The organism is Synechococcus sp. MU1617, assembly GCF_020514235.1.
Classification (GTDB): Bacteria; Cyanobacteriota; Cyanobacteriia; order PCC-6307; family Cyanobiaceae; genus Parasynechococcus.
Genome location: NZ_VTLB01000003.1, coordinates 283318 through 301236, shown reverse-complemented (window position 1 = coordinate 301236; position 17919 = coordinate 283318). Strand labels below are relative to the sequence as shown.

Below are 17919 nucleotides of genomic sequence, written 5' to 3'. Positions count from 1 at the left end.
CAGAAGATCCCGAATTCGAGACCTTCTACACCAAGAACATCCTTCTGAATGAAGGTCTGCGTGCCTGGATGGCACCGGCTGACCAGCCGCACGAAAACTTCGTCTTCCCTGAAGAGGTTCTGCCCCGTGGTAACGCTCTCTAATCCCGGTCTTGGCGCCACTGGCGGCAAAGACCTTCCATCCACCGGGTATGCCTGGTGGTCTGGCAACGCCCGTCTGATCAACCTGTCCGGCCGTCTGCTTGGTGCCCACGTGGCCCACGCTGGTCTGATGGTGTTCTGGGCCGGCGCAATGATGCTGTTCGAGGTGAGCCACTTCACCTTCGATAAGCCCATGTATGAGCAGGGCTTCATCTGCATGCCCCACGTCGCCACCCTTGGCTACGGCGTGGGCCCCGGCGGTGAGGTCACTGATCTCTTCCCCTTCTTCGTGGTGGGTGTTCTGCACCTGATCAGTTCTGCCGTGCTCGGTCTCGGTGGCCTTTATCACGCTCTGCGTGGTCCGGAGATCCTGGAGAACTACTCCTCCTTCTTCTCCCAGGACTGGCGTGACAAGAACCAGATGACCAACATCATCGGTTATCACCTCATCCTTCTGGGCGTCGGCTGCCTGCTGCTGGTCTTCAAGGCCATGTTCTTCGGCGGCGTCTACGACACCTGGGCCCCCGGCGGCGGTGACGTCCGCATGATCACCAACCCGACCCTCGATCCGGGCGTGATCTTCGGCTACCTGTTCCGCGCTCCCTTTGGCGGCGAGGGCTGGATCATCGGTGTGAACTCCATGGAGGACATCATCGGTGGCCACATTTGGCTGGGTCTGACCCTGATCTTCGGTGGCATCTGGCACGCCATCACCAAGCCTTTCGGCTGGGTGCGTCGCGCCTTCATCTGGAACGGTGAGGCCTACCTGAGCTACAGCCTTGGCGCTCTGAGCTTCATGAGCTTCATCGCTTCGGCCTACATCTGGTTCAACAACACCGCTTATCCCTCCGAGTTCTGGGGCCCCACCAACGCTGAGGCATCCCAGGCTCAGAGCTTCACCTTCCTGGTGCGTGACCAGCGCCTCGGCGCCAACATCGGTTCCGCCATGGGCCCCACCGGCCTGGGTAAGTACCTGATGCGCTCACCCACCGGTGAAATCATCTTCGGCGGTGAAACCATGCGCTTCTGGGACTTCCGTGGTCCCTGGCTGGAGCCCCTGCGTGGCCCCAACGGTCTCAGCCTCGACAAGCTGCAGAACGACATTCAGCCCTGGCAAGTGCGCCGTGCGGCTGAGTACATGACCCACGCTCCCAACGCCTCGATCAACTCCGTGGGCGGCATCATCACCGAGCCCAACTCGGTGAACTACGTGAACCTCCGCCAGTGGCTGGGTGCAACGCAGTTCGTGCTCGCCTTCTTCTTCCTGGTTGGTCACCTCTGGCACGCCGGCCGCGCTCGCGCTGCTGCTGCTGGCTTCGAGAAAGGCATCGACCGCAAGGCTGAGCCTGTGCTCGGCATGCCCGACCTCGACTGATCCACCGGTCCAACCCAAACGATCGTCGTCATCAACCCCCGCCATACGGCGGGGGTTTTTTATTGGGTTGGAAAAGGCGATTTCTTAGCCTGTCTGAATCGATGGATCGTTCGTGAACACAGGCCTGAACACCCGCGTGATCCACCACGGCGACAGCTTTGCGGGAGACACCGGCACGGTGATGCCGCCGATCTTCCCCACCAGCACCTTTGCCCATGGCAACGCCGGCGGGTTCGACTACACCCGTTCCGGCAACCCCAACTTCCGCATCCTTGATGGGGTGCTCGCGTCTGTTGAAGGCTGTGCCCACGCCACCGTCTTCGCCTCCGGCGTCAGTGCCATCACCGCTGTGGTCTCCCAGCTGAAACAGGGTGATCTGGTGCTCTGCGAGGAGAACCTCTACGGCTGCACCGTGCGGCTGTTCGAGCAGGTGTTCGCCAAGTTCGGGCTGAAAACCGCCTGGGTTGATTTCACCCAGCCAGCAGCACTGGAGCAGATCCAAGCCCAGAAGCCGGCGATGGTGTGGTTGGAGAGCCCCACCAACCCTCTGCTCAAGGTGATCGACCTGGAGGCAGTCTGTGCCGTCACCCAACCCTTGAGCATCCCCGTGGTGGTGGACAACACCTTTGCCACCGCCCTGGTGCAGCGCCCCCTGGAGCTGGGCGCCACCCTCTCACTCACCAGCACCACCAAGTACATCAACGGCCACTCCGATGCCCTCGGAGGAGCCGTTTGCACCAACGATCCCGAGTGGCACCAGAAGATGGTGTTCTCCCAGAAGGCCCTGGGCCTGCAGCCCTCCCCCTTTGATTGCTGGCTGATCACGCGGGGCATCAAGACCCTGCCGCTGCGGCTCAAGCAGCAGATGGCCAATGCCGCGGCCCTGGCCGATCAACTGGCGGGGCACGCCAAGGTGAACTGGGTGCGTTACCCCCACCGCAGCGATCACCCCCAGCATCAGGTGGCGATCCGACAGATGCGCGCCGGTGGCGCCATCTTGACGGTGAGCTTCAACGCCAGCCAGGAGCAGACCTATGCCCTCTGCAAGCAACTGCGCTGGTTCACCATGGCCGAAAGCCTGGGTGGCATCGAAAGCCTGATCTGCCACCCCGCCACCATGACCCATGCAGCGGTGTCAGCAGAGGTGAAGGCCAAGCTGGGCATTGACGACGGCCTGGTGCGCTTCTCGGTGGGCTGCGAAGACCTCGCCGATCTGCAGGCCGATCTGGACCAGGCCCTGGAGCTGCTGGCGTGAGTCCCCGCAATCTGCTCAGCGATCCGGCCTGGCAGGGCTCTGATCTCGGCCATCCCCTGCCCGACTCCCCCCATGCAGTGTCTGTGGCGCTGCCGCGCTGGCGCGATGTGGTCGCCTACGAGGAGAAGGATCCGGCCTGCCGCGATGCCCTGCAGACGATCTATCCACGCTTCGGCCTGCATCCGCTGATCCGACAATTGGTTCAGACATCGGAGCTTGCAGGCACCACGGTCTGGCCCTATCCCACCGAAGCGGCAGCCCAAGCGGCCCTGGCCCACTGCCAACGCAAAGCACCGGAGAGCCGCTCGGAGCTGATCGCCGTTGCTGGGGTGACCTGCCTGCGCAGTGATGCAGCGGCGAGCCCCCATGCCAAAGCGTTCTGGCAGCACACCGGCCTGGGCCTCTCCTCCCGCCAGGCCGCCATCGCCTTAGGGAAAGAGACGGCCCCCAGCAGCACATCCGGCGATGCGGCCCGCGAGGTGATTCGAAAGCGCCTGGCCGGCATCCATGGCGTCGACCCCCGGCAGATCAGCCTGCATCCAGCGGGAATGGCCGGCCTGCATGCAGCCCTCAGCGCCATCCAAATGCTCCGGCCGAGTCGGCCCACGCTGCAGCTGGGCTTTCCCTACGTGGATGTGCTGAAGCAGCCGCGCGTGGTGTTTCACGGTGGCGAGCTGTTGCAGCCGCAGACCCTCACCGAAGTGGAAGCAGCGCTGGATCAACTCCAGCCAGCGGCCGTGATCGTGGAGCTGCCGAGCAATCCGCTGCTGCGCTGCATGGACCTGCCCGGCGTGTCGGCATTGGCCCGGAACCGCGGCATTCCGGTGATCGCCGATGACACGATCGGCACCGGCATCAACCTCAATGCCCTGCCCTATGCCGATCTGATCTTCACCTCGCTCACCAAGAGCTTCGCGGGGCGCGGTGATGTGATGGCCGGCAGTGTGCTGGTGAGTCCGCAATCGCCGTGGGCGGCCTCCCTGCGGGCGGCGGTTTCAGCCATCGCCCCGCTTAGCGATGCCGATGCCATCGCCCTGGAGATTGCCAGCCGGGATGTGCTCCAGCGGGTTCCACAACTCGATGCCAACGCGCTGGTACTGGCGGAACGGCTCGAGGCCCACCCAGCCGTGCGACGGGTGCTGCATCCGAAAAGCTGCCCCAACTTCCGTGCTCTGATGCGAAAAGGAGCTGGCCATGGCTGCCTGCTCTCCTTTGAACTGAAGGGAGGCCAAGAGCAGACCAAGCGGGTTTACGACGCGCTTCGGATCAGCAAAGGCCCCAGCCTTGGCACCGATTTCAGCCTGGTTTGCCCTTACACCCAGCTGGCCCACTACGACGAACTGAGCTGGGCAGAACAGTGCGGCGTGCCGGCTCATCTGCTGCGAGTTTCGGTGGGTCTGGAAGACCCCGACGCGCTGTGGATGCGGTTTACGCAAGCGTTTGCTGACTGAGAGACCGGTGAGACTCTGAAAAAGCCCTTAACAACAGGATGAGGAGAGGCTTTTGATCATTAGTTTGTTTACTTCGGGCCCCTCTACATCAGCTCCATGTCCCGCATTTACGACGACAACAGTCAGGCCATCGGCAACACCCCGCTGGTCAAGCTGAACAACGTCACCAAAAACTGCAAGGCCACCGTGCTGGCCAAGGTTGAGGGGCGCAACCCCGCGTACAGCGTCAAGTGCCGGATCGGCGCCAACATGATCTGGGACGCTGAAAAAAGCGGAAAGCTCACCAAGGGCAAGGTGATTGTTGAGCCCACCTCCGGCAACACCGGCATCGCTCTGGCATTCACCGCCGCTGCCCGGGGTTACAAGCTGATCCTGACGATGCCCGAGTCGATGTCGATCGAGCGGCGTCGGGTGATGGCCGTGCTCGGGGCTGAACTGATCCTCACCGAAGCCGCCAAGGGCATGCCCGGTGCGATTGCCAAGGCCAAGGAAATCGCGGAAAGCGATCCGGCCAAATACTTCATGCCCGGTCAGTTCGACAATCCCGCCAACCCCGAGATCCACTTCAAGACCACCGGTCCTGAAATCTGGAACGACTGCGATGGCGCCATTGATGTGCTGGTGGCCGGCGTCGGCACCGGTGGCACCATCACCGGCGTCTCCCGCTACATCAAAAATGAAGCGGGCAAGGCGATCGAAGCCGTGGCCGTTGAACCGACCAACAGCCCGGTGATCACCCAGACCATGAACGGTGAGGCCGTCAAGCCCGGTCCCCACAAGATTCAGGGCATCGGTGCCGGCTTCATCCCCAAAAACCTCGACCTCTCCGTGGTCGACAAGGTGGAGCAGGTGACCAACGAGGAGTCCGTCGCCATGGCTCTGCGCCTGGCCCAGGAGGAAGGCCTGTTGGTGGGCATCTCTTGCGGTGCCGCTGCCGCTGCCGCCATTCGTCTGGCGGAGAAAGATGAGTACGCCGGTAAAACCATCGTGGTGGTGCTGCCCGACCTGGCTGAGCGTTATCTCTCCTCAGTGATGTTCGCCGAGGTGCCGACCGGCATCATCGAGCAACCCGTCACAGCCTGATCGTTTCCAGCAGTCAGATCTGGAGCCCCGTCCTTGACGGGGCTTTTTTTATGGCATCACCGTTCAGGCCTCAACGTGCCGGTGGGCGGGCCTGGGGCTGAACCGCCGCCGCATCAATCCACATGGCATCGCCATAGGAGAAAAAGCGGTAACTCCTCTCGATCGCTTCGGCATAGAGCTTCAGCAGAGTTTCCCGGCCAATAAGGGCACTCACCAACAGCAGCAGGGAGCTTTTGGGCAGATGAAAGTTGGTCAGCAGGGCTTGAATCACCTTGAACTGATAACCCGGCTGAATTACCAGATCCACCGGCCCCGTGTAGGGCTTCAGAACACCGCCATGCGCTTGAGCGGCTCCCTCCAGAGCTCGAACACTGGTGGTGCCCACCGCAATCACACGACCTCGGCAAGCCTGCACCGCCTTCACCACAGCGGGGCTGACATCAACCCATTCACTGTGCAACTCCAAGGCGGTGAGGTCTTCCGTCTCAACGGGGCGAAAGGTACCGAGGCCCACATGCAGAGTGATCCGGGCCAGCTCCACCCCTTTCTGCTGCAAGCCCGCCAGTAGTTCATCGCTGAAGTGCAACCCCGCCGTCGGGGCAGCCACCGCACCGGGGCGATCGGCGTAGCGGGTCTGATAACGCTGGCTGTCGCTGGGATCGTGCCGTTCGATATAGGGCGGTAAAGGAACTTCGCCCACGTCATTGAGCAGGCCCTCAATGGTTTCGGCATCCCTGCAATCACTGGGGAACTGCACCACCCGTCCACCACTGGCGGGATCTTCCGCGAGCACCTTCAAGCTGATCGAGGTGCCATCAATGGTGAGGCTGTCGCCGGGCCGCATGCGCTTGGCAGGGCGGGCCAGACAGAGCCAGCGGCCTTCACCCCGTGGCTCAAGCACCAGTAACTCGGACAGCCCTCCCCCGGAACGACGCACCGCCAGACGGGCCTTCAGCACTCGGGTGTCGTTCACCACCAGCAGATCACCGGGCTGCAGCTGCTCCAGCAGATCCCACACCTGGCCGTGGGCTGCTTGCAGTGATGGCTCCCGATGGGGCGGAACCATCAACAACCGAGCGCTGTGCCGGGGCTCGACCGGTGCCTGGGCGATGCGCTCGGACGGCAGCGGGTAGTCGTAGCTGCTGAGTTGAAGGTCCCTGGGATCAGGCACGCGGGCGACCGATCAGAGCGCCAGGCTTTCGGGACGGTTCTCGATCAGCGCGGCGAGATCCTTCAGGAATGCTGCGCTGTCTGCGCCGTAAATCACCCGGTGATCCGCCGTCAGGTTGACCTGCATCTGACGCTTGACGGCGATGGACCCGTCCTTGTTCGCCACCACTGTTGGGCGTGATGCGGCGACGGCAAGGATGGCTCCAGTGCCTGGGGGAAGGATCGCATCGAAGCGATCAACACCGAACATACCGAGGTTGGAGAGGGTGAAGGTGCCCGTGGAATACTCATCTGGCTGCAGCTGCTTGCTGCGGGAACGCTTGACCAGATCACCCCACTGACGTGACATCTCATAGAGATCGGTGCGGTCGGCATTGCGCAGCACCGGTGTGATCAAGCCGCCGTCTTCCATCGCCACCGCGACAGCCACATTCACATCGGCCGGGTAGGCCATGCCAGCGGGTGTTGTGGCGGCATTCACCTGGGGGTGACGCGCCAGGGTGACGGCCACAGCCTTGGCAAGCAACGCCGTCATCGTGACGCCTTTGGGCTTCACCTGTTTGTAGAAGGCATCCAGCTTGTCGGTGGTGATGGTGTAGCCGACGCGGAAGCAAGGGACCGCCAGGCTCGCCTCCATGTTTTTGTTCACCGCACCCTGGAAGGTGTTGAAGGCCACGGTCTCACCGGGCCGCCCGAAGCTGTTGCCAGCCGGAGCGGCTGGGGCCGCTGTTGCTGGTGCGCCTGCCACAGAAGCTGCGGGGGCTGTTCCTTCCGCCACCCGGGGCACGGAAATGGGCTGCCCGGAGGCTTGCTCAACGTCCTCCGCCTGAATCCGGCCATGGGGGCCGCTGCCGCGCACCGTGGCCAGGTCCACTCCCATCTGGGAGGCCAGCTTTTTGGCCCGAGGGCTCGCCACGATGCGGCCATTGTTCACCACCGGTGCCGACGGTGCTGGGGCGGCGACAGGAGCCGGTGCCGGCGCAGGGGTCGGGGCTGGGGCCTGGACTGCAGCTGGCGTGGGAGCGGGAGCCGGTGCAGGGGCTGACGCCGCAGCAGGAGCGCTGGGGGCCTTGGCCTGTGCGTCAGCGATCTCAGCTTCGGTTTCGACAATCAAACCGATGGTTTCACCCACCGGTGCCGTGCTGCCAGCAGGCATCAAGACCGCAGCGAGGTAGCCGTCCTGGAACGACTCAACGTCCATGTCCGCCTTGTCGGACTCAACGACAAGAACCGACTCCCCCCGAGCCACCTTGTCGCCGGGCTGTTTCAGCCACTCCACGATCTTCCCCTCCGTCATGGTGGAGCTGAGGGCAGGCATGAAGATGTCTGTGGTCGCCAAAACCGTCTCCGAGAGGGCAGATCAGGGGAGTTTACGAGTCAGCAGAAGGAAGCCGATCAGGCCTCCTCGATCGACTGAACAACACCATCCTTCACAACGATGGCCACCTGCATCTTCTGCACCAGGTTGTCGCCGACCTTCAGCTCACAGCTGCTCTCCAGCTGACCCTGCTCAACGATCTGGTCCATCTCCAGCTCACGCACCTGGGCCTGCTGCTGAAGCAGGTTGCGCTTCTGCTCCTCCAGCTCGGCACGCTTGGCCGCGACCTGCTGTTGGATCTGCGCCACCTGATCCTGAACCCTGGGATCAAGGGGATTGGCGCTCTGACGACGCACCTGGTCCACCACGTCCTGGCCTTCCTGTTCCAGCTGAGCCAGCTGTTGGTCAGCGGTGGCAATGCCATTGCTGAGTTCGCGCTCTGCTTCCTCTTTCCAGGTGGGTGTCACCACGGCGCGGACGGTGATCGGACGCTTGATCGTCAGGGAAGTGCCGTCGGACATGGATTCTTGGGAGACGGCCAAAGCGTGTCAGCCCTTTCACGTGGGGTCAATCACCGGTAAACCGACCGATCCCCAAGCCTCTTCAGCCACGCCGCGTTCAACGTCCGTAAAGGGCATCGATCAAGTGCTGATCGCGGCTGGTGATGCGATCACGGCGCTGCTTCAAGGTCTGGGTCAGGAGTCCGTTCTCAATGCTGAAGGGATCCACGAGCACCACCCCGGCCAGCCGTTCATCCCCACGGGAACCAGACCGCTGCTTGAGCAAGCGGTTGCATTCGCGCATCAACAAGCGGAGCAGGGCCGGATCACCGGGTTGGCCGCCCAAGTCCTGCGCCACGTTGACCCCGGCTTCAACCGCCCAGGCCACGATCGCCTCCGCCCGGGGAACGATCAGACCACCGAGCTGGCGTTCGTCCTGACCCACCAGCATCACCTGCTCGATCAGGGGGCTGGCCACCAGGGCTTCCTCCAGGGGGCCGGGCTCGATGTTCTCGCCACTGCTCAACACAATCGTGTCTTTAGCCCGGCCAGTGAGGGCCACGGAACCATCCGGCAGGAGCATGCCGAGATCGCCGGTGTCAAACCAGCCCTCGGTATCGAGAACCTTGGCGCTGGCCTCGGGTTTGCCGAGGTAGCCCGCCATCACCTGAGGCCCCCGCACCATCACCCGCCCCCGTTGCCGGAAGCCCAGGGGCTGACCGTTATCGGGGTCGACGATTCGGAATTCGGTCTGGGGCATCGGCAGGCCGGAGCTGCCGCGGATGTTGCGCCAGGGCCGGCGGCAGCTCACCACAGGGCTGGTTTCCGTGAGGCCATAGCCCACCAGCAGTTCAATCCCCACGGCTTCAAAGAAGGCATCGATGTGGGGCGCGATGGCACCGCCACCGCTGATGGGATAGGCGAGCTGACCACCACTGAGCTGGCGACGCAGCTTCGGCCAGATCAAGGTCGACGCCAGGGCATGCAGAGGCCAGCGCAGGGCAGCGGAGCCGCAGGCCCGCAGCCTGCCAAAGGCTGACACCGGTTCCAGCAGGAGATTGCGCGCCGTTCGCACGGCTTTGCGCTGGGCAGCACTGTTGACCAAGGCCGCCCGCAGCAGGCGCTGCCGGGACGGGGGGAAGGTCTTGAGCACATCCTCAAATCCGGCCTGAACCGCCTCCCACAGCCGCGGCACGGTGGCCATCGCGATCGGCCGGACCCGCGGCAGATCCTTCTTCAGTTGCTTGATGGTTGTGTAGGTCTGCGTGCAGCCGCAAGAGAGGAAGTAGTAGCTGGCACTGCGCTCGTAGGCATGCCAGATCGGCAGCACACTCAGCACCGGAGCACCGGGCTCGGGATAGGCGACACAGGCCAGCGAGCTCATCTGATGCAGCAGGTTGGCGTGGGTCAACGGAACCCCTTTGGGTTGCCCGGTTGTGCCCGAGGTGTACAGAACAGTGGCCACGGCGTCTCGCCCCCCCGCCGGGCGAACGGGATCAAGCCCGGCAGCTGACGCCAGAAATGCCTCCCAGCCGATGCTGCCCTCGGCAGGCTCCCCTTCCAGCTGAAGCACAAAGCGCAGCTGAGCCCGTTGGTCTGGGGGAAGGGCCAGACGATGCCATGCCTCAGCGTTCTGCACCACCAGGGCCGACGCCTGGCAGTCCATGAGGATGTAGCGCAGCTCCTCCACAGGGGCAGAGGCTCCGCGCACGGCATCAGCGGCACCAGCACGCATCAGCCCCTGATCCGCCACGAGCCAGCGGGGGCTGTTCTCGGCAAACAGAGCCACCACATCGCCATCGTTCACGCCATGGCGCCGAAAGGCGGCAGCAGCGGTGGCGATGCGCTCAGCCAATTCGCCGAAATTAAAGCGTTCGGGATGCGCCACATGGGGCGCATCGACGGCGGCAATCAGCCCGTGGCGGTCGGCGAGCCAGGGCCACACCGCATCGACCCTCGACAACCTCTGAACATGGGCATGACGCTGCAAAGCGTCCGTTTCGCGGGTTATCGGGCTCCAGCTGGCCGTCATCCGAGGCAGGGGTTGAAACAGCTCAGGTCTATCTCGCTTCCTCCTCCCAGACCAGACCAAAACGATGGGCCAGGGCTTGCCGCAGCAGCGGCTGCACTTCAGCCGACGTCAGCCCTGGCAACCAGTCGGCAAGCCGCCCGACCGCACGACCGGTGAGACCACAGGGGGTGACTTGCTCAAACCCATGCATCGAACAATCAACGTTCAGGGCCAGGCCGTGCTGGGTGATCCAGCGGCGACAGCCCACACCGATGGCGGCGACCTTGCGGTTGTCCAACCAGAGACCGGTCAACCCCGGCAGACGCTGACCCTCCAAGCCCAACTCCGCCAGAACATCCAACACGACTTGTTCCAGCTGGCGCAGATACCAGTGCAAATCGGGATTACGACGCCGAAGGTCCAACACCGGGTAGGCCACCAGTTGGCCGGGCAGGTGATGGGTCACCTCCCCGCCACGATCAATCCGGTATAGGGGTGCTGGTGGGTCGAGGGGATCGAAATGCAGGTGCTCCTCGCTTGCACCGCGGCCGAGGGTGTAGCAGGTCTGGTGCTGCAAGATCCAAACCGCCTCTGGCGCCGATGGATCAGCCAGAAGGCTGCTCTGCCAGCGTTGTTGCGCCGACCAGGCCGCATCGAATCGAACCGGATGACCGGGCTCGAAAAGAAATGCACGCTGGGGGTGGGCCGAATCGTGCGCCGTATCTAGCTTGCCGATAACAACCGGCACAGGAGCGAGGCATGAAGTTGCTGATCCATGGTCGCAACCTCGAGATCACGCCGGCGTTGCGGGACTACACCCAAACCAAATTGGAGCGGGCCACAGCGCACTTCGGTGATGCCGTTCGCGAGGCAGACGTCCATCTCTCCGTGGCCCGCAATCCCCGTGTGCCTCAGCAGACCGCTGAAGTGACGGTCTTTGCCAACGGCACGGTGATCCGCGCCCAGGAACGCAGCGAAAACCTTTACGCCAGCATCGATCTCGCCGCTGGAAAACTGGCCCGCCAGCTGCGCCGCTGGAAGGAACGCCACAGTGATCACCACCACAGCCATGGCCACAGCGCCAGCCACACCCCCAGCACGGATGTGGTCAACGACGAGTCCCCCGTTGAGGAGTCCCTGCTGCATGGGCGTGAGGCGGAACTGCCAAACCCGGGTGTACGACACAAATATTTCGCCATGCCGCCCATGGGCCTGGAGGAGGCGCGCCGTCAACTGGATCTGATCGACCACGACTTCTACCTGTTCCGGGAGAAGGACAGCGATCAACTGCAGGTGATCTACCGACGCAACCACGGGGGATACGGCGTGATTCAGGCTCGTGACTGACCCTCTGGCCCGCCATGGCTGATCCAGCCCAAGAGCTCCCCGACCTACCGCCGCGGCTTGATCAGGCGATCCTCGACCCCCTGCTGACCCAAGACCAGCTTCAGGCCCTCTGTGACTCCGGAATGCAGGAGGGCGTGCGGGCGATCTGCACCACACCGCGTCAGTTGCCGCTGCTGCGGGAACGCATCGGGACCACCAAGGCAGGCCCCCGCCTGGTTGCAGCCATCGGCTTTCCCTTTGGGGCAATTCCCGCTGAACTCAAACTGGCCGAAGCGGAGTGGTGTGCCGCCCATGGCGCCCAGGAGCTGGATGTCGTGCCCGATTTCAGCGCCTTGGCCAATGGCGACTCCGGCGCGTTTGCCGAGGAACTCGCCGCCCTTTGCGAGCTGGGGGTCCCCGTTCGGGCCGTCCTGGACATGGCACGACTGGAAAGCGAACAGCTGGAGCTGGCCGTAGAGGCCGCCATTGATGCTGGCGCTGCGGGACTGCAGACCGGAAACGGCTTCGGTCCGGCCTGTCAAGCCGATCAGATCCGCCAGTTGAAACAGCTGATCCGCAAACGCTGCGCCATCAAGGCGGCCGGGGGCATCCATAGCCTCAGCCATGCGGGGGAGCTTTTGTTGGCGGGGGCCGATCTGCTGGGCACCAGCAGCGCGCCGGCTCTGCTGCAGGCCCAGCGCCGCCCCGCCGCCTGAATGGCAGAACGACGCCTCATCGGACTCGCCCTCAAGGTGGGCCCCCTCGGCGAGCACGACCGGCTGCTGAGCCTGCTCAGTGATGCGGAGGGCATCAGTCGCTTCGCCGTTCCCGGAGCACGCAAGCCCAAGAGCAGTCTGGCCGCCGCGGCCCCCCTCACCCTGTTGGAACTGCAGGTAGGAGGACGCAGTGGTCTGGCCCGGATACGACAACTGCGGGTGCTGCGCAGTTTTTCAGGCCTCGGGCAACAGCTGGAGACCCTTGCTGCGGCACAGGCGCTGTGTGATCTCTGCCTTCAACTGGCGACCCAGGACCCCGTGGAAGGATTGCTGGCCACGATGCAGCTGCACCTGGAACGTCTGGAGGAGCACCGAGCCGATCCGGAGCTGGTGCTGGCCTGCACGGTCCAGGCCTGCATCCATCTGCTCACCCTGGGCGGTTATGGACTGCCGTTGCAGACCTGCTGCCTGACGGGCGATCCCCTGGACCCACCGCTGGGTCAGTGGGACTGGCGCTGCAGCCTGCTGCCGCAGGACGGCTTTGCAATCGATGAGCAGCCTGGGACGACGATCCAGCTGAATCCCTCCGAACTGGCCCTGCTCCAGCGACTGACCCGGGCCGAACTACCCCGTCGCCGGGATGGGGAGCTGATGGGACCCCCAGCTGTATGGCGCCGGCTACTGCGGGTGGTCGAGATCTGGAGCCGGACGCATCTGAACCGACCCAACAAAGCCCTGGCCATGCTGCGAGAGACGCTGCTAGCAGGCGCGTGAGCCATCATGGCCGCGATGCAATTGCCCCTTGAGCGGACCTACCCTCACCACCCCTGAACCCGCTCTGCCCACCGGCAGCAATCCGGAGGGGAAGCGCGGCTTGGAAGCCGTGCTTCGCCTCAACGACTTCCGAAAACTCTGGCTGGGCCAGATCTTTTCCCAGCTGGCGGACAAGTTTTACATCGTGCTGATGGTCTTCCTGATCGATCAGCACCTGCTGCTGAAGGGGCAGGGAAGTGGCGTACTGGCAGAGATGGCGTCGGGTTACGGCCTTGACATCAGCACACGCACCCAGGTGATCACCCTGCTGGCCACAGGCATCTTTGTGGCGAACACCATCCCGGCCATGCTGCTGGGAACGGTGGCTGGGGTCTGGGCTGACCGCTGGCCCAAGCGTCGAGTGATGGTGGCCAGCAATGCCGTACGAGCCCTGTTGGTGGTGTTCGCACCGCTCTGTCTTCTGCCAGGGCCCGTCTGGCTTGGTCTCCCCTGGGGCTACTGGGGGCTAGTGGGCATGACCTTCCTGGAGTCGATCCTGACCCAGTTTTTCGCCCCCTCGGAACAGGCCACAATTCCTGTGGTGGTGCCGGGAGAACACCTGTTAGCAGCCAACTCCCTTTACCAAGCCACCAGCATGGGGGCCACGATCCTGGGCTTCGCCCTGGGAGAACCGATTCTTCGTGCCCTGCACAGCAGCCTGGCGATCCTCGGCATCGATGGCGGCGAGTTTCTGCTGCTACCGCTCTGCTATGGCCTCGCGGCCCTCAGCCTTTCGCGCCTGAAGCTGCAGGAAACTCCAAAGCCCGCCTCCAATACATCGGTGTGGGCGGAGATCGGCGAAGGATTGCAGGTTCTGCGCCGGGTGCCGTCGGTGCGCGGCGCCATGATTCACCTGGTGCTGCTTTACAGCCTGTTGGCGGCGCTCTACGTGTTGGCGCTCCAGCTGGCGGCCCTAATCGACAACCTGGGGGCTTCAGGCTTTGGTGCTCTGCTCGCGATGAGTGGTCTGGGCATGGCGATCGGAGCCGTGATGATGGCCCAGCTGGGCCATCGGTTCAGCCGCCGCCGACTCACGGCAGCAGGCCTTGGAACCATCACCTGGACCTTGGTACTGCTCAGCCAACTGCGGGGATCTCTGCCCTTCACCCTGAGCCTCTGCGGCATCCTCGGCATTGGAGCAGCTCTGGTGGCGATACCAGCGCAGACCACGATTCAAGAAGAAACCCCCGAAACCGAGCGCGGCAGGGTGTTCGGACTGCAGAACAACCTGATCAACATCGCCCTGAGTCTGCCGCTGGTGCTGGCGGGCACCTTGGTGAGCAGCATTGGTCTTCAACCGGTGCTGTGGCTGCTGGCGGGATTGGCGCTGGTAGCGGCGTTGATCGAACGGCCGTGGCAACGCTGCTAACTTGCCGTTTCGCCTGAGGAGGCCCAACCCGCTTGGCGCAGATTGCGTGGCTCGGCAAGAAGTCTCCCTTCTGCGGGAATGTGTCCTACGGGATCAGCACCACAGAAGCCCTGCGAAAACGCGGGCATCAGGTGCACTTCATCCATTTCGATAACCCACGCAGCCCAGAGCGCGACAACACTTCACTGCTGGCCAACGACCCGGACGTCAGCCTGCCCTATCTGGTCAAGTCGCAGGTTTATACGATCCCTTCCCCAGGGGCTCAGCGGGAGCTGAGGGAATCCCTGGAGCGACTGCAGCCCGACCTGGTGCACGCCAGCCTCACCCTTTCGCCCCTGGATTTCCGCCTGCCGGAGCTCTGCCAGCAATTGGGCGTGCCCCTGGTCGCCACCTTTCATCCACCCTTCGATGCTGGCCTGCGCAACCTGACGGCAGGCACCCAACAGCTCAGCTACCAGCTGTATGCACCGGCCCTAGCCCGCTACGACCGGGTGATCGTGTTTTCACAGCTTCAGGCAGATTTTCTCGAGCGCCTCGGCGTTCCAGCCGATCGTCTAACGGTGATCCCCAATGGTGTGGACACCGACCGCTGGTGCCCCTCCAGCCCCGGCACCATTTCGCCGATGCATCAACAGGTGCGGCAGAGGCTGGGGCGAGAACGGATCGTCCTCTACATGGGTCGCCTAGCGACGGAGAAGAACGTTGAAGCCCTGCTGCGGGCCTGGCGTCTGGTCTCACCGGAGGGCTGTCGGTTGGTGATCGTCGGCGACGGCCCGCTGCGCAACAGCCTGATGAACCAGTTCAATGACGATCGAATCCACTGGTGGGGCCACGAGCCAAATTTGGACACTCGGGTGGCCCTGCTTCAGTGCGCTGAAGTCTTCATCCTGCCGAGCCTTGTGGAGGGCCTGTCGCTGGCCTTGTTGGAGGCGATGGCCACCGGAACAGCCTGCGTGGCCACCGATGCCGGTGCCGATGGCGAAGTGCTTGAGCATGGCGCGGGAATCGTGTTGAGCACCCAGGGCGTCACCACCCAGTTGCGCACGCTGCTGCCGGTGCTCAGGGACCAGCCGGTGCTGACGGCGGAACTGGGCCGCAAAGCCCGACTCCGCGCCTTGGAGCGCTACACGATTTCAAGCAACATCGACGCCCTCGAACATCTCTATGCCGACCTGATAAGGACGAGCACGGTCGCCGCCTGAGCCAGCCAATCAGCGCCAATCCAATCCAGGAACCCAGCCCAAAATCGCCGGAGTGGCGGCGGCATATTGGCTGTAATCCGGATGCAGCGCCCGTAACCCCTGCTCCTCGAAGCGGGCTTTGCCCCGCAGCACCACCGCGAGGCTGACCAACAGCAACAGATGCAGCAGGCTGCCTGTGGCCAGCACCACTCCTGCGGAACACAGCAAAACGGCCCGATACAACGGATGCCGGCAGATGGCATATGTGCCTGTGGCGATCAACTGGTTCGACGGCTTGGGCGCCGGCAGCGGCGAAAGGCTTGCCCCAAGGCAGCGAAACGCCTCAATGGCTCGAAACAGGCCAAAAGCCAACAGCAGCAAACCCAGCCCAAACAAGGGCTTGGGCCAGATCGCCACACCGAAGCTGGCCGGAGCAGGCCAGACCGGCAGCAGATGGGCCGTGATCAGCAGGAGTTGGGCCAGCAGCCACCACTCACCCCGGCGGTTGTCCAACCAGCCGCCCCAACTGAAGCCCCAATCGGAGAACATTCACTCGCTCACCACCAATGTTCGGACGTTACGGCGCTGCACCAGACCCGCCAGAGTCTGCATGTCATCCCAACGAATCAAGCCCACACAGCCGAGTGTGCCGCTGTTGGCATTGCGGTTGGCACTTGGATCGAGATGAATGCCCAGATGGCCTCGCCCCGTGGGGAACTGCGGTTCAATTCCGATCCAGATCGGCCCGAGCTCCCGCGGATCGGAAGGCCCCAGGGGCTCCACCGGCCCAAGGCTGTAGCGACCGGCGGGAAGCGGCGCGCGGGTGCCAGAACGATGGCGATCGGCATTTTGACGGTGGGCCCGACCGCTGACGGCATCGAAGTGCTGCACGGGCTGACCTGGAGTTTCCAGACGCAGGCTCCAGATGGGATCGCCCGTACGTGCCAGCGATCGCGTGGTGCGGTCCAGCACCAAGACCGACTCATTGGCTGGGATGGAGGTGGATAGCGACGTGGTTGGCACCGTGGATGCAGAGGCCAGATCCATCTCGGCCGCAGAACAGGGCACTGCCAACAGCGCCAGCAGCTTCAATGCGAGACAAGACCGAACGACCACAGCAGCCAAGCAAACAGGGCGGAACCCTATGGGCGGTTTTTATTCGCTGAGGAAATAAAAGCCAGCACTCTCACTGTCCCCTTCTGAGACCCAGCTCGAGAAAAGGCTCAGAGTTCGTTTTCGGCCAGCTGCAACGCTTCAGCCTGCTTGGTTGGATCCAGGGCACAGCTTTCATCCAGCAGGCGCTGCAGGCGCGGGCTGACGGCAACCACCAGGGGATTCACCAGCACGCGCCGGCTGATGCCCAACTCCTCGAGCGAAATCGCCAGGGCTTGTCTGGCCTGGCGGCGCGGAAGACGCCCCTTCTCCACCTGACAGTCGCTGCTGGCCTTGGCCATGGCGGCATAGCCGCGAATTCGGCGGGCCAGCACCACCACGGCAACCCGCCGCTGAACCTCAGGTGCCAAGGGAGCATCCTCGGCAGCAACAGCAATGGGTGCTGCCATGGGCAGACTCAGCAGCAGCGCAACAAAGGAGCGGTGGAGGCGCATCAAGATCTCCTGGAAGCCCCCTTAGTCAAGCCTGGGAAAACGCTGGGCGATGCTGCTACCGGTGTACTGCGCAACCCATCCCTCGGGGTTGTTGAACCAACGCACGGCACAAAACCGGGGCTGAGAGCCCATATCAAACCAATGACGGGTCCCAGCGGGGACACGCATCAGGTCGCCCCGTTCGCACAGCACGCTGAGCACCTCGGCACCGATGTGCAGCACAAACAAACCGCACCCTTCCACAAAAAAGCGCACTTCGTCTTCGGCGTGGGTGTGCTCCTCAAGGAACTTGCGGCGCAGGAGCTCACGATCAGGATGATCCGGCGTCATCCGAATCGCATCGACCGTGGCATAACCGCCATCGCCTTGAACCCGGGCAATCGCATCGGCATAGGCCTGGAGGATGGCGGACTGATCGGCCCCCTTCGGCAGGCCCTGCTCAGCTGGCCATTGCTCAAAGCCGATGCCTCGGCGGCTGAGCTCCGCCTGAATCACCGCTGGATCATGGCTCTCCAGCTCGGGCACTTGCTCATCTGGAGCATGGGCTGCGGTTTCGTCTGGAAAGATGCTGAGACGACTCATCGTCTGGACCCCGGGCGCATCG

18 protein-coding genes and 1 pseudogene are annotated in these 17919 nt (G+C 63.6%); 10 read left to right on the top strand and 9 right to left on the bottom strand.

Features of this window, described 5'->3' with window-relative positions:
• The 5 genes and pseudogenes from FZZ90_RS08735 to cysK all read left to right on the top strand — a co-directional run.
• A pseudogene (locus tag FZZ90_RS08735) lies at window positions 1-143 on the top strand (photosystem II D2 protein (photosystem q(a) protein)); the annotation flags it as partial.
• Window positions 127-1515: a photosystem II reaction center protein CP43 gene (gene psbC, locus FZZ90_RS08730; RefSeq protein ID WP_011364942.1), complete on the top strand. Its 1389-nt coding sequence runs from the start codon at window positions 127-129 to the stop codon at window positions 1513-1515. The pseudogene FZZ90_RS08735 and the gene psbC, both read left to right, overlap by 17 nt.
• Window positions 1516-1627: 112 nt before the next feature.
• Window positions 1628-2770, top strand: a complete 1143-nt coding sequence (locus tag FZZ90_RS08725; RefSeq protein WP_226425303.1) for a PLP-dependent aspartate aminotransferase family protein — start codon at window positions 1628-1630, stop codon at window positions 2768-2770.
• Window positions 2767-4221 carry a PLP-dependent transferase gene (locus FZZ90_RS08720; protein ID WP_226425302.1) on the top strand — a complete coding sequence of 485 codons (1455 nt, stop codon included), beginning with the start codon at window positions 2767-2769 and terminating at the stop codon, window positions 4219-4221. The genes FZZ90_RS08725 and FZZ90_RS08720 overlap by 4 nt, the downstream gene beginning before the upstream one ends.
• 96 nt (window positions 4222-4317) lie before the next feature.
• Entirely contained in the window at window positions 4318-5304 is a 987-nt protein-coding gene (cysK, locus tag FZZ90_RS08715) for a cysteine synthase A (protein WP_226410996.1), read from the top strand.
• Between the two features lie 70 nt (window positions 5305-5374).
• On the opposite strand, the gene queA is transcribed toward cysK, so the two are convergent.
• The 5 genes from queA to lipB all read right to left on the bottom strand — a co-directional run bounded on the left by queA (window position 5375) and on the right by lipB (window position 11051).
• Window positions 5375-6475, bottom strand: a complete 1101-nt coding sequence (gene queA / locus FZZ90_RS08710; protein WP_226425301.1) for a tRNA preQ1(34) S-adenosylmethionine ribosyltransferase-isomerase QueA — start codon at window positions 6473-6475, stop codon at window positions 5375-5377.
• Window positions 6476-6487: 12 nt separating this feature from the next.
• On the bottom strand, window positions 6488-7813 hold the full coding sequence (locus tag FZZ90_RS08705; RefSeq protein WP_226425300.1) for a dihydrolipoamide acetyltransferase family protein: 1326 nt from the start codon (window positions 7811-7813) through the stop codon (window positions 6488-6490).
• 56 nt (window positions 7814-7869) lie between these two features.
• A complete protein-coding gene (locus FZZ90_RS08700) occupies window positions 7870-8313 on the bottom strand; it encodes a YlqD family protein (RefSeq protein ID WP_114989554.1) in 444 nt (147 codons plus the stop codon).
• A gap of 97 nt (window positions 8314-8410) precedes the next feature.
• Window positions 8411-10324, bottom strand: coding sequence for an AMP-binding protein (locus FZZ90_RS08695; protein WP_226425299.1), 1914 nt, complete (start codon window positions 10322-10324; stop codon window positions 8411-8413).
• 28 nt (window positions 10325-10352) lie between these two features.
• The gene (gene lipB, locus FZZ90_RS08690) at window positions 10353-11051 is read right to left on the bottom strand and encodes a lipoyl(octanoyl) transferase LipB (RefSeq protein WP_226425298.1); all 699 of its coding nucleotides are present in this window, start codon (window positions 11049-11051) and stop codon (window positions 10353-10355) included.
• Window positions 11052-11062: 11 nt separating this feature from the next.
• On the opposite strand from lipB, the gene hpf reads away from it, so the two are divergent.
• From hpf to FZZ90_RS08665, 5 genes are read left to right on the top strand one after another with little or no spacing between them, the layout of a single operon-like run.
• Window positions 11063-11650 carry a ribosome hibernation-promoting factor, HPF/YfiA family gene (hpf, locus tag FZZ90_RS08685; protein ID WP_226425297.1) on the top strand — a complete coding sequence of 196 codons (588 nt, stop codon included), beginning with the start codon at window positions 11063-11065 and terminating at the stop codon, window positions 11648-11650.
• Between the two features lie 14 nt (window positions 11651-11664).
• Window positions 11665-12345, top strand: a complete 681-nt coding sequence (locus FZZ90_RS08680; protein ID WP_226425296.1) for a 2-deoxyribose-5-phosphate aldolase — start codon at window positions 11665-11667, stop codon at window positions 12343-12345.
• Window positions 12346-13119 (top strand): DNA repair protein RecO, encoded by a 774-nt coding sequence (gene recO, locus FZZ90_RS08675; RefSeq protein WP_226425295.1) that lies wholly within the window; start codon window positions 12346-12348, stop codon window positions 13117-13119.
• A 28-nt stretch (window positions 13120-13147) separates the two neighbouring features.
• Window positions 13148-14527 (top strand): MFS transporter, encoded by a 1380-nt coding sequence (locus tag FZZ90_RS08670; protein WP_226425294.1) that lies wholly within the window; start codon window positions 13148-13150, stop codon window positions 14525-14527.
• 32 nt (window positions 14528-14559) lie between these two features.
• Entirely contained in the window at window positions 14560-15729 is a 1170-nt protein-coding gene (locus FZZ90_RS08665) for a glycosyltransferase family 4 protein (protein ID WP_226425293.1), read from the top strand.
• Between the two features lie 9 nt (window positions 15730-15738).
• Here the strand turns inward: FZZ90_RS08665 and FZZ90_RS08660 are convergent, their stop codons facing one another.
• From FZZ90_RS08660 to FZZ90_RS08645, 4 genes are all read right to left on the bottom strand, one after another.
• The gene (locus FZZ90_RS08660; protein WP_226425292.1) at window positions 15739-16257 is read right to left on the bottom strand and encodes an isoprenylcysteine carboxylmethyltransferase family protein; all 519 of its coding nucleotides are present in this window, start codon (window positions 16255-16257) and stop codon (window positions 15739-15741) included.
• Complete coding sequence (locus FZZ90_RS08655; protein ID WP_226425291.1) at window positions 16258-16824, bottom strand: L,D-transpeptidase; 567 nt, start codon at window positions 16822-16824, stop codon at window positions 16258-16260.
• Between the two features lie 107 nt (window positions 16825-16931).
• A complete protein-coding gene (locus tag FZZ90_RS08650; protein WP_226425290.1) occupies window positions 16932-17315 on the bottom strand; it encodes a hypothetical protein in 384 nt (127 codons plus the stop codon).
• Between the two features lie 21 nt (window positions 17316-17336).
• Complete coding sequence (locus FZZ90_RS08645; protein ID WP_226425289.1) at window positions 17337-17897, bottom strand: acireductone dioxygenase; 561 nt, start codon at window positions 17895-17897, stop codon at window positions 17337-17339.
• Window positions 17898-17919: the final 22 nt, after the last annotated feature.

Bases quoted from the DNA above. Each gene is read 5' to 3' on its own strand.
- FZZ90_RS08650 (WP_226425290.1), bottom strand. From the start codon at position 17,315: ATGCGCCTCCACCGCTCCTTTGTTGCGCTGCTGCTGAGTCTGCCCATG.
- hpf (WP_226425297.1), top strand. From the start codon at position 11,063: ATGAAGTTGCTGATCCATGGTCGCAACCTCGAGATCACGCCGGCGTTG.
- cysK (WP_226410996.1), top strand. From the start codon at position 4,318: ATGTCCCGCATTTACGACGACAACAGTCAGGCCATCGGCAACACCCCG.
- FZZ90_RS08680 (WP_226425296.1), top strand. From the start codon at position 11,665: ATGGCTGATCCAGCCCAAGAGCTCCCCGACCTACCGCCGCGGCTTGAT.
- recO (WP_226425295.1), top strand. From the start codon at position 12,346: ATGGCAGAACGACGCCTCATCGGACTCGCCCTCAAGGTGGGCCCCCTC.
- FZZ90_RS08700 (WP_114989554.1), bottom strand. From the start codon at position 8,313: ATGTCCGACGGCACTTCCCTGACGATCAAGCGTCCGATCACCGTCCGC.
- FZZ90_RS08645 (WP_226425289.1), bottom strand. From the start codon at position 17,897: ATGAGTCGTCTCAGCATCTTTCCAGACGAAACCGCAGCCCATGCTCCA.
- FZZ90_RS08695 (WP_226425299.1), bottom strand. From the start codon at position 10,324: ATGACGGCCAGCTGGAGCCCGATAACCCGCGAAACGGACGCTTTGCAG.
- FZZ90_RS08660 (WP_226425292.1), bottom strand. From the start codon at position 16,257: ATGTTCTCCGATTGGGGCTTCAGTTGGGGCGGCTGGTTGGACAACCGC.